This is a genomic window from Bacillus sp. CGMCC 1.16607 (assembly GCF_042683745.1).
Taxonomy (GTDB): domain Bacteria; phylum Bacillota; class Bacilli; order Bacillales; family Cytobacillaceae; genus Pseudoneobacillus.
Genome location: NZ_JBHUJX010000019.1, coordinates 342,141 through 356,943 on the forward strand (window position 1 = coordinate 342,141; position 14,803 = coordinate 356,943).

Here is a 14,803-nt window from a genome sequence, read left to right on the forward strand (position 1 = left end):
GTCGTTACAATAAAATATAACATTCTGAAAAAGGGGTTTTGAGAATGAATGACTTTCAAGTAAAAATGGAGAAATATGCTGAGTTAGCTGTAAAAGTAGGGGTAAATATTCAAAAGGGACAAACCCTTGTAATCAATGGAACACTTGATGCTGCTGAGTTTGTAAGATTAGTTGTTAAGAAGGCCTATGAAGTGGGCGCACATAATGTCATTGTCAATTGGAATGACGATGCTGTATCTCGTTTAAAATATGAACTTGCTCCAGATGAAGCATTCCATGAATATCCAAAATGGAGAGCGAAGGAATTAGAGGATCTTGCTGATAACAATGCAGCATTCATGTCAATCGTTTCTTCTTCACCTGATTTATTAAAAGGCGTAAACCCAGAGCGAATTGGCAACTTCCAAAAAGCAGCTGGTGGAGCTTTAAAGAAATACCGCCAAGCTATGATGTCAGATAAAGTGAGCTGGACAGTTGTTGCAGCAGCTTCACCTGAGTGGGCAGCAAAAATATTCCCTAATGAGCCAAAAGAACAGCAAGTATCTTTCCTTTGGGAAGCTATCTTTAAAGCAACACGTTCTGATTTAGAAAATCCTGTTGAGGCTTGGAAAAACCACGACAAATCATTATATGAAAAAGTCGGACTATTAAATGAAAAACGCTATCATAAGTTACACTATAAAGCTCCAGGTACTGATTTAACGATTGAGTTACCTGAAAAACACTTATGGGTTGGCGCTGGAAGTACGAACGCACAAGGTCATGAATTCATGGCAAATATGCCAACAGAAGAAGTGTTCACTGTTCCGTTAAAAACAGGTGTAAATGGTACCGTGTCAAGCACAAAACCATTAAGCTACGGCGGAAATATTATCGATAAATTCAGTATTACTTTTGAAAATGGTCGTATCGTTAGCTTTAAGGCTGAGCAAGGTGAGGATATTTTAAAACGTTTAGTTGAAACGGACGAAGGATCCCACTATCTTGGCGAAGTTGCTCTTGTACCGCATCAATCACCAATTTCACAATCAAATATTCTATTTTTCAATACGTTATTTGATGAAAATGCATCGAATCACCTTGCAATCGGCAGTGCTTATGCGTTCTGTATCGAAGGTGGAAAACAAATGACTCCAGAACAACTTGAGGAAAATGGCTTAAATGAAAGTCTAACACATGTTGACTTCATGATTGGTTCTGCGGATATGGATATCGATGGGATCACTGCTGATGGTAAAGTGGAACCATTGTTCCGCGGTGGAAACTGGGCGTTTTAATATTGAACAAAAACACAAAACTCGCCTATTAGGGCGAGTTTTTGTTTAAATTTATCTATTATCTATATTCTCTGGATACATATCATGATTCATCATACGATGCTCTGCCATTTTCTCATATTTCGTTCCCGGCTTGCCGTAATTTGTGTATGGATCAATCGAAATCCCACCTCTTGGCGTAAATTTCCCCCATACTTCTATATATCTTGGATCCATAAGCTCGATTAAATCATTCATGATGATATTAATACAGTCCTCATGGAAATCTCCGTGATTTCGAAAACTAAAAAGATACAGCTTTAATGATTTACTTTCAACCATCTTTTGTTCTGGGATATAACTAATATACAGTGTTGCAAAATCAGGTTGACCTGTTTTTGGACAAAGACTTGTAAATTCCGGAAAATTAAATTTTACAAAATAATCACGATTTGGATGTTTATTATCAAATGCTTCCAATACTTCTGGTGCGTATTCAAATACATATTTTGTTCCTTGATTACCTAATAAAGTAATACCCGTTAGCTCTTCATCTTTTCTTCCACTCATTTTGAAAACCTCCTTAAGATAGAACTGTACAAACAAACTTGGAGGTAAGCCGTAGTTTTTTATAGAGGGTTTCTCGCTATGAACCTCTCCCTAATTGATCGGGAATGTTTATACAATTAATAGTAACATTTGCTACTATAGTGAAAAGCTTGTATTCTGTCAACGGAAAAAATTATCAAGATGCCTTTTACCATTTTCCTAACCTTCAAAAAATACTTTATAAACAGTAATATCATCCCTTTATAATAATAAAATATATCGTACTATTGAACTATAAGGAGATGAAGGAATGACAGTTTATGGGTTTATTGTTTTAGTTCATGTAATTGCAGCTGTAGTAGGACTTGGATCAAGTTTTGCAATGCCAACGGTTCTGAAAGGGGCAAAGACAGCGGAACAAGCAAGATATTCCATAGGACTAAATAAAAAAATTGAGACGACTGTTAAGATTGGAAGTATTGCTCTATTATTAACTGGACTTATTCTAGGTGTATTAAATACAGAACTCTTTACAAAAGTCTGGTACATTACCTCAATTATCATTTATTTAGCAGTTCAAGTTATCGTCGCCGGAATCATGCCTAAAAAGATTAAAAGAATGGAACAAGTTATTCATGAATATACAGGTGAAGACCTACCTGAAGAATTTACAAAGATAAATTTAGAACTCAAACCTTACAATGCCATTCTTCATACATCTGCCGTTATATTAATCATCCTCATGTCACTAAAACCATTTTGATTTAGCACTTTAAAGCGGTGGGGGTCAGACCCCCACCGCTTTAAAGTGCTAAACTAATTTATTGGACTAAGGAATGCTTGAATGCGTAGATGACTGCTTGGGTGCGGTCTTGAACTTGGAGCTTGCTTAGTATGTTACTTACATGGGTTTTTACTGTTTTTAATGCGATGAATAATTCATCCGCGATTTCCTGATTCGTTTTTCCCTCAGCCATTAATAGGAGAATTTCAAGCTCTCTGGATGTTAATTCTTCATGTGGGAGATGAACCGTTTTTTGTCTCATTTTCAACATCATTTTCCCAGTTACTTCAGGCTCTAAAACGGATTGACCATGGTAAGTATCTCTTACCGCATTGGCGATATCTCCCGCTTTTGACGTCTTTAACATATAACTCGTTGCACCTGCTTCTAATGCTGGATACACTTTTTCATCATCTAAAAAGCTTGTAACGATAATCACTTTTGCTTCTGGCCATTGCTCGATGATTTGTCTAGTTGCTTCAATGCCATCCATTTCCTTCATGACTAAATCCATTAAGATAATATCAGGGCGGAGTTCTAGCGCTAGCTCTACACCACGTCTTCCGTTATCCGCTTCTCCTACAACTTCAATATCGGATTGAGCTGATAAATAAGAAGAAACCCCTATGCGAACCATTTCATGATCATCCACAAACAAAACTCTAATCATCGTCCTCACCCTTATACGTTATTGGTACTTTTACCTCTAATCGAGTCCCTTTATCTTTAATACTTATTACTTTCAATGTTCCCCCGACTTCAACCGCTCTTTCATGCATATTTTGCATTCCATATGAACCAGCTTTGTCGTCCTCGACTTCAAATCCAACACCATCATCTACCACTCTCATGATGACAAGATCATCTCTTTTAATTAACAGTACTTCAAGTTTACTAGCCTTTGAATGGCGCAGTGTATTAGAAACTGATTCTTGAAGAATACGAAATAAGTGATCCTCTATCCCTTTATCCAATGAAATGTCTTCCACTTTCCATTGGATTTCCATCGTAACCTTTTGAGATAATTCGATTAACAGCTCCGCTATTCCCTCTTGTAACGTCTTTCCTTTTAATGCTACTGGGCGTAGGTGGAGAAGCAATGCTCTCATTTCTAATTGTGATTGGTGAATCATTTCCTCCACCATTTTCAACTGTTTCGTTTCACGTTCATTTGTAACTGGCTTTGTCTCGTTAATGGCTGACATCATCATCGATGCAGCAAACAATTGCTGACTTACAGAATCATGTAATTCACGAGCTAAACGATTCCTTTCTTGAGAAATGATTTCTTGAATTCGCTGCTCTTGATCCTCCACTTTTTCTGTTGCCATTTTTTGAGAGATCTTTGCCTTTTCTGTAATTTGTTTATAGATTTTTTCAATTCGCTTATAAATAGTATCTACTTCTTGGCATACATTCGCCTCTTTAATCTCGACAGCTACTCCTTCTTCTAATTGATGAAGAAGTCGATCAATGGATAGAATATTTTTTCGCCAAAAAAGACCCGATAATAATCCAAAAGAAACACCTAGTCCAACACTCACCGCAGGGATAAATAGTAAAAATGGAATATCTGCAATATCTCGTTCCCAGAGCTCCCACCAATCAGTTATTGGAAACACGAAGAAAAAGGCCGCAAATAATAGGGCCATCATGAGAATCGAGAAACCGACACCCCACAGCACTTGTCTTTGAAGTGTACTCATATTCTCTTCACCTCAATATCTCCAAGAAATACAGAGGTAAAGATTTTAACCTTTTGCTCTGCCTTTTCATAATCAGCCGTTTGCATTTGAAGAACTTGATTAAACATTTTTGGTTCATGATGATCAAATACAGTTGATGTACCCATTAAAACCGAATGATGAACGGACACTTCATAATCATAAGGAACAAATATTTGTACATTTCCAATGAAATTACGAATAAAAACCACTGTTTCTCCTTTTGGCAAAACCGTGTAGCTTAAATCGATAATCGTGTCGCCTACCCCAGTTTGAATATTTATATCATTCCATTCATATACATGGTCTGGGGTTCTTTGCTGTCCAAATAGGATATTTCGGAATAGCGGTTTACGATGGATCACTTGCTCAACTTGTTTCGGTTGATCTGACTTCTCCTTCACTAGAGGGCTTATCACACTTGGAACACGTTTCGATTGAGCAAATTGGATGACGAAATGAATGAGAATCGCTAAAAGTAGAAACCGGAATGTCATCATATTAAAAACACTAGCAGTAAAAAATACGATACCTCCCCAAAATAGTAGCTTTCCTAACTTTCTCTGCATTGATTTTCGTCCAAGATAAACCATTACGATGGAAATAAAAAGAGAGAAAATAAGACCACTATTGAAAAAGGTTACTTCCAATAAGAGGATAACCGCCCCGATGAGAATCATCCAGCTGACATAGTCACTTTTTATTCTTTTTAACATCCACTTATCCCCTCTCTTTATATGCCATAGTAATATATTTTTTTATTAGTCTCATTTTAAAGCCTTAATCAACTTTTTAATAGGGCGTAGTATATCTACGCCCTTTCTAGAATACCATGATTTACCTAAGAAATAGAATGAGTTTGTTCAACTTTCATTTCTTTTTCTAATTGAGCTATTTTTGCATCTATGGTATTCCGGAAATAAGAGCTATTTACTTGATGCTCTAGTCGATCTAAGTAATTTTCAATTTCTTCAAACCTTGAAAATGAGCGATCTGAATATTGATTGGAATCTAGTACTTTATCCATACGGTGATTTGCACGAGTTACATTTTCTCTGCCCATTAATTCCAAACGGCGAATATTCATATCCTTCAATTTATGTTTCATATCTTCATATTTTTTCTCTAAGTCATTTAATTGTTGCTGCACCATTTGTAATGAATTTTCTAATCGAACTACTCTTTCTTCGTACTGTGATTGCTCTTGTGAAGCAAATTCAAATAATGTCGTTTCACCAGCTTTTTGTGCCACTAGTGATTGATGCTTACGCTTATCCGCCATTTCTTTCGCAAATCGAAGCTCGCGGGTAAACTCATCTTTTAATGAATATTGTCTTTCCAATAACTTACGAACCTTTTCTGTTTCTTGTTCACATTGACGTAAGTATTGATTTAAAAGGGCAATCGGATTTTTCTTTTCTTTATGGTCCATAGCTTGGTGTAAATCAGCTGTAATCATATCTTTTAATCGTGTGAATAAATTTGTCATTGTAATAACTCTCCCTTATTCATTAGTATTGTTTTAATTCATTCCATTGCTTTTCAAAATTCTCGAATGGATCATCGCTTTCTTTCACAACAACTGTGTCTGCTTTGTTCCATTTTTTATACACAACATATAGGATGTATGCTGCAACTAGTCCTAAGATAGCAGGGAAATTTTCTACTGCTATTGTTAAAGTAATTAACCCCACTACTGCCCATCCAATCTTCTTCATCGTGCTCTCCGTCTTTAGGAATTTCTTGAAAACGAAGTACAACACGAGCAAGCTGACAGCAAGACCTACCATTGGACCGATCATTGAGAAAAGGACCATTGCTGCAATACCACCTACTACTAACAAACCGAACTTTTTCATTTTCATTTCCTCCTTTCTATGTACTCATCTTACCTATTTTAAAAACTTCCCATAACGAGCCTGAGCTTTATTTTGAAATAGGACTTGAGGCGTAGAAGAGCGTAAGCCGCTTGATAAAAGACTCCCTTTAACGCATTAACGTGCCGGGGGACAGTCCCCCGGCACGTTAATGCGTTAAAGTAGATTATTTTTGGATAAACATTTGGGTCCAGTAGGTTCCATATGAACCACCAGTTGCGTAGCCAACTCCAATTTGATTATAGTTAGGATTTAGAATGTTTTTTCGGTGCCCTTCACTATTCATCCAAGATGTTACAACATCTTGTGGAGTTCTTTGACCTGCAGCGATATTTTCTCCTGCACTTCGATAAGTAATTCCAAAATTCTTCATCATTGTAAATGGAGAACCATAAGTAGGACTATCATGCTGGAAGTAACGCTTGTCTCGCATATCAGCTGATTTGTAACGAGCCACACGTGATAATTCCCAATTTGCGGCTAATGGCTTTAATCCATATTTAGCGCGTTGCTGATTTGTTAATTGGATCACTTGATTTTCAACACTTTTAATCGCATCAAAATTTGGAATCGTCACCTTTTGCCCTGGATAGATTAAATTTGGATTTTTAAATTGAGGGTTCGCTTGAATAAGCTCTGATATTCCCACTTGATAGCGAACCGCAATCTTCCATAAAGAATCACCTGGCTGTACTGTGTAAGTTTGCTGTGCGTGTGAAACATTCGGTAATGTAAACAGAGAAACAATCAATACAATAGAAATCCATATGTGTTTTTTTATCATTTCGCACACCTCCACATATAGAGTTTGAAATTTAAAATAAAATATACGAAGATTTTTATAAATGTTTCTATTCGTAGCAGCAACATTGTATATTTCAATAAAACGAGTAAATCATATTATTAAATAGTCGAATAGTCAGGGGTTTTGATGATGTTTAAGCTTTCGTGGATGACCTATTTCATGCTTATTTTAGCTAGTTACCGACTAACTCATCTTATCGTTTTTGATAAAATTACCGAGTTTATCCGAAAACCCTTTATGAAAAAAATAGAAGTTGAAACAGAGCATGGAACTGAAATGAAGGATGTTCCAAAAAACATGTTCGGCTACCTATTGAATTGTTACTGGTGTGCTGGTGTTTGGAGTGCGGTATTAATAGGTGGCGGATATTTATTGTTTCCTAAAATAACTTCCATCATCGTATTAATTTTATCGATCGCTGGTGGCCAATGTATTATTGAAACATTCGTCGGGGTAAATTTGAAGAAGGTTAGTTATTACTCTAAAAAGTCATAATTTACAGATTTGTCTGTATCACCTACAAGGAGGTACCTATGGGAAAAAGTACCGCTCGCTTATCTAGTGCTGAAATTGGAGGCTTATGGCAAAATTACATTCAAAACTCGATGTCTAGGTGCCTTCTCAAATACTTTCTCCATCATTTAAAGGACGAAGAGATCTATTCCATTCTAAATAAAAGATTAACAATTACGGAAAAACAACTTAATGACATATGTTTATTGTTTTCCCTAGAAAATATCCCTATCCCCGATGGTTTTTCTGATCAGGATATTAATTTAGAAGCCCCACCACTCTTTTATGAAGAATTTGCCTTAAGCTTTCTTTACATGATGAGTCGGATGGAAATGGTTCAAACGGCTTTTATCCTTTCAAATGTTGCTCGTTCTGATGTATTAGCTTTTTTCAATGATTCCCTTAAACATTCTGTGGATTTCTATTCCGAATCAACCACTTTGATGCTTTCAAAAGGGGTATATGACCGACCTCCAATGATTCCTTATCCTAAACAAGTAGAATATATTGAGAAAAAAACGTTTATCCTACCCTTACCAGGAAAGAAAAGACCGTTAAATACGATGGAATTAACCGAGTTATTTTTTAATATTGAACGAAACTACTTTTCTATCCTATTTTGTTCAGGGCTTCTTCAAGTTGTAAAAGACAAAGAAATACATGCCTATATTAAAAAAGGCAGAGACATATCCGAAAATCAAATCAAAATTTTTAATAATGTTTTAATTAAAGAAGATTTATTAGGCATATCTCCTGTAAGTATGCTTGTAACCGATTCAACGTTTCCCCCTTTTTCTAATAAGTTTATCGTTGCTCTATTTAACTTTCTAAATGCGATTGATGTTACTTTACTCGGACATGCCTTGTCCATGTCTATGAGAGCAGACCTATCCGCTCAGTTTAGTAAATTCATGACTGAAATTTTAACTTACTCTGAAGAAGGCTTTAATATTATGGTTAATCGTGGTTGGTTAGAACAAGTTCCTCTAGCACCGAACCGTAAAGACCTTGAAAAAAATTAATGGTGGATTACTAAGCATTAGGAATCATTCAGTTCATTCGAAAACTAACCATTGAAAAAGGTTGACCTATTTTTAGGTCAACCTTTTTCTACCATTTTTGTAAACTCCTCCAATGTTGTAGAATATTTTACATAGATACGCGGCAATAAATAAAGTTCATTTTGTATACCTGATTCTGAAAACGGTCCAGGGGTTGTCGTTAATCCGAATCGGTAGTATTTTTTCGTCTCTTCCACTACTTGTTTATTGAAATTTCCATATGGATAGGCAAATGCAAGCACTGGTTTACCCGTTATTTTTTCAATTGTTTCTTTGGAATCCTTTAGCTCGTGCACATATTTTTTATCTTTAGTTAAATCAGGATGAGTAGCTGTATGTGATTGAATAGAGAAGAGACCTGATTCAGCCATATCTTTTATATCAGCTTTAGATAACCGATTAGCCCTTCCGATAAAATCAGAAATCACAAAAATCGTACCAGCTGGATGAAAATGCTCATCCTTAAGCTTCCAAAAAATTTTATAAGCATTTTGATTATTTTTGTAGCCGTCATCAAAGGTAATAAAAATTGGCTTTTTCACTTTATAAATATCTTGCCAGCGCTCAAAAGTTAATAATGTGAATCCTTTGTTTTTGAGGTACGTCATCTGTTTTTCAAAATTTTCCGGTGTGACATATAATTCCTTTGAACCGTGACCTTTAAACTCATCAATTGAATGATAGACTAAAATCGGTACCTCCATCTTTGCGGAAACCTGTAACGGGAGCCATAGTAATACGAGAAACATAAAAATCATTCTTTTCATGGGGTTCCTTCCTTTAGATCGTATTTTCTCATAGTGTTCCAAACCACCTTCATTCTATTAACACATTTGTGCTTGAAAAATTGGACATTTACCAGGCAAAAAAATCCCTCCTTTGCATATTTATTTACAAAGGAGGGATTTTTCATGGCTATTTGGTGGATAACAACGTTCGGGTTTGTACTATGCTTAGGTTTCGTTGGTGGTATAATGTTTTATTCATTAAAAGGTGCCTTACATTCAGAAGACTCTACTAAAATAGATCCCATAACAAAAGATTAACTCAATGATAATTTTATGCTTTCCTTTGCACTGGCTACTAATTTTGCATCCTGTAAATCATGTCCGTACAACAACAGAACTACAGACACATATAAAGCAAAGAACCTTGCACAGGTCTTAGTCGTTTCAGAAACATTTCCATAAATTCCGAAAAATTGTTCTCTTCCCTGCAGTGTTAAAAAGCTATAAGCAATCGATAAATCAATCGCCGGATGTCCAAGATGGGTGTCACCCCAATCAATTATTCCGGAAATGACTCCAATCTCATCTACTAAAATATTTCTAATATGACAATCGCCATGAACAAGCGTTTGTTGCTCGTCCAAATGAACATCTTTTATAGAATCAAGCCAATGAAAGGCTGTTTCAGCTTCATCAATTAACTGAAGCTGGATAGCTTTTTTTATGTTATCAATCAATGGATTCATTCGTTTACCAATATTCGTTCTTTCTAACCAGTCATAAGGTACACCTAGTTTCTCAGCCATTTCTATTGGAAATTGATGCAATTTTCTCAAAAAATGCGCTAAGGGAGCCGCGGACTTATTTCTAATATCTGCAGACAATTGCCCAGGTGAAGTCCCTTTAACAAGGTGATAGCCTGTAAAAGGCCAATTGTAGCTATCCGTCTCTTTGCCGAAAAAGATAGGTTCAGGAATTCGAATATTTAATCCATTGACCAAATTGGGTAGCAATTGATTTTCAGTGTTTAATAATCGAACGGCAATTTCTTTTCTTGGGAAACGAAAAACGTAATCATCGTTCACTTTGAATACTGTATTATCAAAGCCTTTTCCTAATTCTTGAATATTGACAGGTGCCAGTTCTGGAAACTGGGCTTCTATTAAATGTCTTGCTTCGTCCATTGTAACGACTATTTCAGGAGACCATGCTTGAGACATTATTTCACTCCATTCATTTAATTAATTCTTTTTAGATTGATTAATGGCTAGTTGAAATTGATCTATAATATCTTCTATTTTCTCAAAACCGACTGAAATTCTAACCATCCCTTTTGTAATCCCAAGCGCTTGACACGCTTCAGGTGGTAAGGCACGATGTGATGTCGTTAAGGGGTGAGAAACAGTCGTTTCTACTCCAGCCAAAGTAGGGACGATTTTAACCCAACCTAGGGAACGGAAAAATTGGTTAACATCTATGGTGCGATCCAAATCAATCGTCACCATGGCACCAAAGCCATCTGGATTCACTCCGAATGGATAAAAAACTTGCCGAACAAGTGGATTATTTGAAAAAGCTTGCGCAAGCTTCTGTGCATTCTTCGATTGTTTCTCCATCCGTAAAGCCAATGTTTTCAAGCCTCTAGTGGTCAGCCATGCTTCAAACGGACTTAGATTTGCTCCAAGATTAACAACCTTTGCCTTGGCTTTTTCGAGTAAATCTTCCCTGCCAACTAACACTCCTGCAGTAATGTCACTATGTCCACCGATATATTTGGTTGCACTATGAACAACTAAATCAATTCCTAATGAATAGGGTTTGCAATGATACGGTGTCGCAAATGTATTATCCACCAAAGTAACTAGTTGATATTTTTTTGCTAAATTTACTACTGCCGGCAAATCTTCTACTCTTAGTAGAGGATTCGTAATTGATTCGGTCAATAATAGTTTCGTATTTGAGCGTATCAATTTTTCAACTTGAAGGAGATCCTTAAAAGAAACAAAGCTGGTTTCAATGCCTAAGTCACTTAGCCCGGCTTTAAGCATGTGAAAACTCCCACCATATACATCATCCGCTGCTATAATATGGTCACCACTTTTCACAACGGCAAGCACGCCTACAAGAATCGCCGATAGACCTGATGAAGCGGCCACCCCATCGGGTGCACCCTCTAGTCTTGCAACATATCCGCGAGTTCATCCGTATTCGGATTTGCAACTCGAGAATATAAATATTGGCCGTTACCATGATAATATCCTTCTAATTCATCTAAATCACGAAAAACAAAAGCTGAGGTCTGATAGATGGGTGTTACTTTACTCATAATGTTTCGTTTCTTTTTGTCACCATGAAGAACTTCTGTATCGAAATGTTTACTCAACTTTTCCACCCACTTTTTCTTGTAATGACTACATATAATAATCCATATTTCCATAAGAAATTTCATTTTCCTTCTTTCTTGAATAATATTTTCCAAACCACACATGAAATGACCATATCATGGAAAAAATAGCCACAAGTACATATATTAGGAGGAAAACCATGCAAAACAAATCTTTACCGCAATATCCTGAATCATATTGGCGAGAATTAGAGTTTCCCTCTTTTCCAAAGTTAGATAAAGATCTTTCCGTTGATGTTGCCATCGTCGGTGGAGGTATTACTGGGATTACGGCAGCACATATTTTGCGTCAGCATAATGTCAAAATTGCTTTAATTGAAGCTGGAAAAATATTAACTGGAACAACAGGGCATACAACAGCGAAAATTACCGCCCAACATGGACTTATTTATGATGAGTTAATTCAGCATTTTGGAGTGGAGGGAGCAAAACAATATTATGATGCTGCTAACCAATCCATTCAATTTATAAAAGATACTGTTTCAAAAGCACAAATTGAATGTGATTTTCTCGAACAAGATGCCTTTATTTATGCGACTACAGATGAATACGCTACAAAAATACAAACTGAGGCAAAAGCATATGAAAAACTAAAAATCTCTGGCGGAAATGTGGATAGTATCCCATTTAATATCGACATAAAAACTGGCTTACGCATGACGAATCAAGCCCAGTTCCATCCTACAAAATATTTAACTCATTTAGTAAAGGACTTGGAAAAGAACAATGTCCAACTTTTTGAGAATACAACTGCCATTGATATTGAAGATCCTGAAGGGGATAAGCCGACGATCATCACAAGAGATGGAAATCGAATTCGTTGTAACTTTATTATCGTGGCTTCCCATTATCCTTTTTATGATGGACTTGGCTTTTATTTTACAAGAATGTATGTAGAACGATCTTACATTCTCGGGGTGAAAGCAGAAGATTCCTACCCTGGAGGAATGTATCTTAGTGCTGACGATCCAACCCGTTCCATAAGATTCACCCCATTTAATGGAGAAAATCTAATTTTAATTGGTGGTGAAAACCATAAAACCGGACAAGGAATGGATACCTTCAAACACCATCTAGCATTACAAAAATTCGCTGAAGAAACTTTCCAAGTAAAAGACATTCCTTATCGTTGGTCAGCACAAGATTTAATTACATTGGACAAGGTTCCGTACATTGGTCCAATCACAGAAACAAAACAACGCATATTGATTGCGACCGGCTATCGTAAATGGGGAATGACAAACGGCACAGCTGCAGCGATGATGCTAAGTGATTTCGTTTTAGGGAAACAAAATAGTTTCCTTGAATTGTACGCACCATCCAGGTTCCAGGCAGACCCAAGCCTTAAAAAATTCACTTCAATTAATGCAGATGTAGCAAAACATCTTATTAAAGGTAAGCTTGAGTTTGTCCCTGGTGATCCAAGTGACTTAGAAACTGACCAAGGCTCCGTCGTCATGGTAGACGGTAAAAGAGCTGGTGCCTATCGGGATGCAGATGGTAAGTTGCATTTAGTAGACACCACTTGCAGACATCTTGGCTGTGAATGCGAGTGGAATCATGCTGAAAAAACATGGGATTGCCCATGTCACGGCTCAAGATATTCTTATACTGGGGAAGTATTGAATGGTCCAGCCTTAGAGCCATTGAAAAAAGTTGGTGAATAATGCAGTAAAAAAGGGCCAGAGAGGCCCTTTTTTACTGTCGAAGCTTGTTAACAATGCATCATTTCCTAGGAAATTTTGTCGTATTCTAGAAGCAAGATTTTATGGTTTCATGCTCATCCAGCTATCTAAGTAATGGATGGCAAAATCGTTATTTACGTTTGAAAGTTTGGAAAGCTGTTCTAGCATGACTGTTTGTCCTTCTTCATAAAACGAAACGTACTCTGCCTCGGAAGATGGGGCTGTTTCAACTGCTATGGTAATTCGTTTACCGATTGATTGGGCAATTTCAACTTCCTGTTGGATAATAGCTTTCATTCCATTTGGACCATCTGCTTGATCACGGTAAGCCATAATCGTTGGTAAATCCATGTTTTTTATAACCCAAGCAGCAAGATTACCTTTACCTAATTTATTATTATAAAGCTTCTCATCAAACCAGAAAGGGATATCTGCACCTATCTTCAAGCCCATCTGACTTGATAGATCCTTTGCTTTGATTAGTAGGGTTTGATACGATAACACCGTATTTTTATAGTTCGAATTCCATCCAGAATATAAATATGGTTCCACATCTAAGTGAATGCCCGTAAACTTTTCAGAAGGTTCTGCTTGTGCTTGGTACATTTTTAACCAATCAAAAAAACGATTGGAATATGTGTTACCCTTTGCTGATATCCAATCAGGAGCTCCTTCAAGGGCGTGCACTTCAATATGATGTTGTGAAGCCTTTTTAACAAAAGTTTCATATGATGCGGGTTTAATATTATAATTGATTTGCAAAAATACCGTTTTCGTTTGATTTTCAGCTAGAAATGAAAGAATCTGGTCGGAATTTGTTATGATTGATTTTGTATTCCATATCCAAGTTGATAACGGACCAACGGATAATTGAGCTTTGGAATTTGTGGGAAATGAAGATATTGAATATACTATCATAGAAATTAACATGCTTAATACGAGGATTTTAAACTTATTCATCACAGTTCTCTCCTTATTAGAATGCCCAAGACATCCTAATAGGAGTCTGGCGGCGTGGCAGCCATACGTTTATCGGTTAGGCCCATCGCTTTGCGTCCTTGCCTTTCGACAAGTTTGCCTTTTTCAGAATTTTTTTATACACCATGATTATACTCCCAGAATCTTTATATTTAAATCATTTCCTTTGAAGTTTCTGTTGGTAAAATTCCACAAATAAAATGAGGCTGCTCAATCTAGTGAGCAGCCTCATTTCTATTCTTTTCCTTTTGGTCGGTTCGTTTGCTTATCATCCATCCCTGTATTAAATTCAACCAATTCAGAGCTCGTGCGACCCTTTTTTGCGTTATTATTTCGCATGGCGTTCGCATTTCCTTTTTTCGTTCTACCCATGAAAAACAACTCCTTTAGAGATAGTTGCTAAGGTCGTCAGTTAATTCGACGCCTTACACTTTTCCAA

At 36.6% G+C, this 14,803-nt stretch carries 17 protein-coding genes, 1 pseudogene and 1 riboswitch; of the genes and pseudogenes, 6 read left to right on the top strand and 12 right to left on the bottom strand.

Features of this window, described 5'->3' with window-relative positions; all coding sequences use genetic code 11:
* The first annotated feature begins 44 nt into the window (after positions 1–44).
* Positions 45–1,277, top strand: a complete 1,233-nt coding sequence (locus ACFSO7_RS14070; RefSeq protein ID WP_377877956.1) for an aminopeptidase — start codon at positions 45–47, stop codon at positions 1,275–1,277.
* Positions 1,278–1,328: 51 nt separating this feature from the next.
* On the opposite strand, the gene queF is transcribed toward ACFSO7_RS14070, so the two are convergent.
* Positions 1,329–1,826, bottom strand: a complete 498-nt coding sequence (queF, locus tag ACFSO7_RS14075; RefSeq protein WP_377877957.1) for a preQ(1) synthase — start codon at positions 1,824–1,826, stop codon at positions 1,329–1,331.
* A gap of 289 nt (positions 1,827–2,115) precedes the next feature.
* Here queF and ACFSO7_RS14080 point away from each other — a divergent pair, with 289 nt between their 5' ends.
* Positions 2,116–2,568: a DUF2269 family protein gene (locus ACFSO7_RS14080; RefSeq protein WP_377877958.1), complete on the top strand. Its 453-nt coding sequence runs from the start codon at positions 2,116–2,118 to the stop codon at positions 2,566–2,568.
* 58 nt (positions 2,569–2,626) lie between these two features.
* Here the strand turns inward: ACFSO7_RS14080 and ACFSO7_RS14085 are convergent, their stop codons facing one another.
* The 6 genes from ACFSO7_RS14085 to safA form a co-directional block, all read right to left on the bottom strand.
* Positions 2,627–3,259, bottom strand: a complete 633-nt coding sequence (locus ACFSO7_RS14085; protein ID WP_377877959.1) for a response regulator transcription factor — start codon at positions 3,257–3,259, stop codon at positions 2,627–2,629.
* Positions 3,252–4,295, bottom strand: coding sequence for a sensor histidine kinase (locus ACFSO7_RS14090; protein WP_377877960.1), 1,044 nt, complete (start codon positions 4,293–4,295; stop codon positions 3,252–3,254). The genes ACFSO7_RS14085 and ACFSO7_RS14090 overlap by 8 nt, the downstream gene beginning before the upstream one ends.
* Complete coding sequence (gene liaF / locus ACFSO7_RS14095) at positions 4,292–5,029, bottom strand: cell wall-active antibiotics response protein LiaF (RefSeq protein WP_377877961.1); 738 nt, start codon at positions 5,027–5,029, stop codon at positions 4,292–4,294. Before liaF ends, ACFSO7_RS14090 begins: the two co-directional genes overlap by 4 nt.
* Positions 5,030–5,154: 125 nt before the next feature.
* Positions 5,155–5,802: a PspA/IM30 family protein gene (locus tag ACFSO7_RS14100; RefSeq protein WP_377877962.1), complete on the bottom strand. Its 648-nt coding sequence runs from the start codon at positions 5,800–5,802 to the stop codon at positions 5,155–5,157.
* A 22-nt stretch (positions 5,803–5,824) separates the two neighbouring features.
* Positions 5,825–6,172, bottom strand: a complete 348-nt coding sequence (locus ACFSO7_RS14105; RefSeq protein ID WP_377877963.1) for a lmo0954 family membrane protein — start codon at positions 6,170–6,172, stop codon at positions 5,825–5,827.
* A 184-nt stretch (positions 6,173–6,356) separates the two neighbouring features.
* Entirely contained in the window at positions 6,357–6,974 is a 618-nt protein-coding gene (gene safA, locus ACFSO7_RS14110) for a SafA/ExsA family spore coat assembly protein (protein ID WP_377877964.1), read from the bottom strand.
* A gap of 150 nt (positions 6,975–7,124) precedes the next feature.
* Between safA and ACFSO7_RS14115 the strand changes: the two genes are divergently transcribed.
* Both ACFSO7_RS14115 and ACFSO7_RS14120 read left to right on the top strand, forming a co-directional pair.
* Positions 7,125–7,490 carry a DUF1360 domain-containing protein gene (locus tag ACFSO7_RS14115; protein ID WP_377877965.1) on the top strand — a complete coding sequence of 122 codons (366 nt, stop codon included), beginning with the start codon at positions 7,125–7,127 and terminating at the stop codon, positions 7,488–7,490.
* A gap of 38 nt (positions 7,491–7,528) precedes the next feature.
* Entirely contained in the window at positions 7,529–8,530 is a 1,002-nt protein-coding gene (locus tag ACFSO7_RS14120; protein ID WP_377877966.1) for a DUF3231 family protein, read from the top strand.
* Between the two features lie 77 nt (positions 8,531–8,607).
* Here the strand turns inward: ACFSO7_RS14120 and ACFSO7_RS14125 are convergent, their stop codons facing one another.
* A complete protein-coding gene (locus ACFSO7_RS14125; protein WP_377877967.1) occupies positions 8,608–9,336 on the bottom strand; it encodes a polysaccharide deacetylase family protein in 729 nt (242 codons plus the stop codon).
* A 144-nt stretch (positions 9,337–9,480) separates the two neighbouring features.
* On the opposite strand from ACFSO7_RS14125, the gene ACFSO7_RS14130 reads away from it, so the two are divergent.
* The gene (locus ACFSO7_RS14130; RefSeq protein WP_377877968.1) at positions 9,481–9,615 is read left to right on the top strand and encodes a hypothetical protein; all 135 of its coding nucleotides are present in this window, start codon (positions 9,481–9,483) and stop codon (positions 9,613–9,615) included.
* On the opposite strand, the gene ACFSO7_RS14135 is transcribed toward ACFSO7_RS14130, so the two are convergent.
* Together ACFSO7_RS14135 and ACFSO7_RS14140 are read right to left on the bottom strand one after the other, a co-directional pair.
* On the bottom strand, positions 9,612–10,517 hold the full coding sequence (locus ACFSO7_RS14135; RefSeq protein WP_377877969.1) for a phosphotransferase: 906 nt from the start codon (positions 10,515–10,517) through the stop codon (positions 9,612–9,614). The two genes, ACFSO7_RS14130 and ACFSO7_RS14135, sit on opposite strands and share 4 nt — an antisense overlap.
* Positions 10,518–10,538: 21 nt before the next feature.
* Positions 10,539–11,623 (bottom strand): annotated as a pseudogene (locus ACFSO7_RS14140) (trans-sulfuration enzyme family protein).
* 218 nt (positions 11,624–11,841) lie between these two features.
* On the opposite strand from ACFSO7_RS14140, the gene ACFSO7_RS14145 reads away from it, so the two are divergent.
* Complete coding sequence (locus ACFSO7_RS14145) at positions 11,842–13,368, top strand: FAD-dependent oxidoreductase (protein WP_377877970.1); 1,527 nt, start codon at positions 11,842–11,844, stop codon at positions 13,366–13,368.
* A gap of 99 nt (positions 13,369–13,467) precedes the next feature.
* On the opposite strand, the gene ACFSO7_RS14150 is transcribed toward ACFSO7_RS14145, so the two are convergent.
* Both ACFSO7_RS14150 and ACFSO7_RS14155 read right to left on the bottom strand, forming a co-directional pair.
* Positions 13,468–14,346 carry an amidase gene (locus ACFSO7_RS14150; RefSeq protein ID WP_377877971.1) on the bottom strand — a complete coding sequence of 293 codons (879 nt, stop codon included), beginning with the start codon at positions 14,344–14,346 and terminating at the stop codon, positions 13,468–13,470.
* Between the two features lie 45 nt (positions 14,347–14,391).
* A riboswitch (cyclic di-GMP riboswitch) is annotated at positions 14,392–14,475 on the bottom strand.
* A 123-nt stretch (positions 14,476–14,598) separates the two neighbouring features.
* Entirely contained in the window at positions 14,599–14,736 is a 138-nt protein-coding gene (locus ACFSO7_RS14155; RefSeq protein WP_377877972.1) for a hypothetical protein, read from the bottom strand.
* Positions 14,737–14,803 lie beyond the last annotated feature (67 nt).

What these genes read in the sequence shown, in the direction of transcription:
- ACFSO7_RS14070 (WP_377877956.1), top strand. Translation starts at nt 45, where the DNA reads ATGAATGACTTTCAAGTAAAAATGGAGAAATATGCTGAGTTAGCTGTA.
- queF (WP_377877957.1), bottom strand. Translation starts at nt 1,826, where the DNA reads ATGAGTGGAAGAAAAGATGAAGAGCTAACGGGTATTACTTTATTAGGT.
- ACFSO7_RS14080 (WP_377877958.1), top strand. Translation starts at nt 2,116, where the DNA reads ATGACAGTTTATGGGTTTATTGTTTTAGTTCATGTAATTGCAGCTGTA.
- ACFSO7_RS14085 (WP_377877959.1), bottom strand. Translation starts at nt 3,259, where the DNA reads ATGATTAGAGTTTTGTTTGTGGATGATCATGAAATGGTTCGCATAGGG.
- ACFSO7_RS14090 (WP_377877960.1), bottom strand. Translation starts at nt 4,295, where the DNA reads ATGAGTACACTTCAAAGACAAGTGCTGTGGGGTGTCGGTTTCTCGATT.
- liaF (WP_377877961.1), bottom strand. Translation starts at nt 5,029, where the DNA reads ATGTTAAAAAGAATAAAAAGTGACTATGTCAGCTGGATGATTCTCATC.
- ACFSO7_RS14100 (WP_377877962.1), bottom strand. Translation starts at nt 5,802, where the DNA reads ATGACAAATTTATTCACACGATTAAAAGATATGATTACAGCTGATTTA.
- ACFSO7_RS14105 (WP_377877963.1), bottom strand. Translation starts at nt 6,172, where the DNA reads ATGAAAAAGTTCGGTTTGTTAGTAGTAGGTGGTATTGCAGCAATGGTC.
- safA (WP_377877964.1), bottom strand. Translation starts at nt 6,974, where the DNA reads ATGATAAAAAAACACATATGGATTTCTATTGTATTGATTGTTTCTCTG.
- ACFSO7_RS14115 (WP_377877965.1), top strand. Translation starts at nt 7,125, where the DNA reads ATGTTTAAGCTTTCGTGGATGACCTATTTCATGCTTATTTTAGCTAGT.
- ACFSO7_RS14120 (WP_377877966.1), top strand. Translation starts at nt 7,529, where the DNA reads ATGGGAAAAAGTACCGCTCGCTTATCTAGTGCTGAAATTGGAGGCTTA.
- ACFSO7_RS14125 (WP_377877967.1), bottom strand. Translation starts at nt 9,336, where the DNA reads ATGAAAAGAATGATTTTTATGTTTCTCGTATTACTATGGCTCCCGTTA.
- ACFSO7_RS14130 (WP_377877968.1), top strand. Translation starts at nt 9,481, where the DNA reads ATGGCTATTTGGTGGATAACAACGTTCGGGTTTGTACTATGCTTAGGT.
- ACFSO7_RS14135 (WP_377877969.1), bottom strand. Translation starts at nt 10,517, where the DNA reads ATGTCTCAAGCATGGTCTCCTGAAATAGTCGTTACAATGGACGAAGCA.
- ACFSO7_RS14145 (WP_377877970.1), top strand. Translation starts at nt 11,842, where the DNA reads ATGCAAAACAAATCTTTACCGCAATATCCTGAATCATATTGGCGAGAA.
- ACFSO7_RS14150 (WP_377877971.1), bottom strand. Translation starts at nt 14,346, where the DNA reads ATGAATAAGTTTAAAATCCTCGTATTAAGCATGTTAATTTCTATGATA.
- ACFSO7_RS14155 (WP_377877972.1), bottom strand. Translation starts at nt 14,736, where the DNA reads ATGGGTAGAACGAAAAAAGGAAATGCGAACGCCATGCGAAATAATAAC.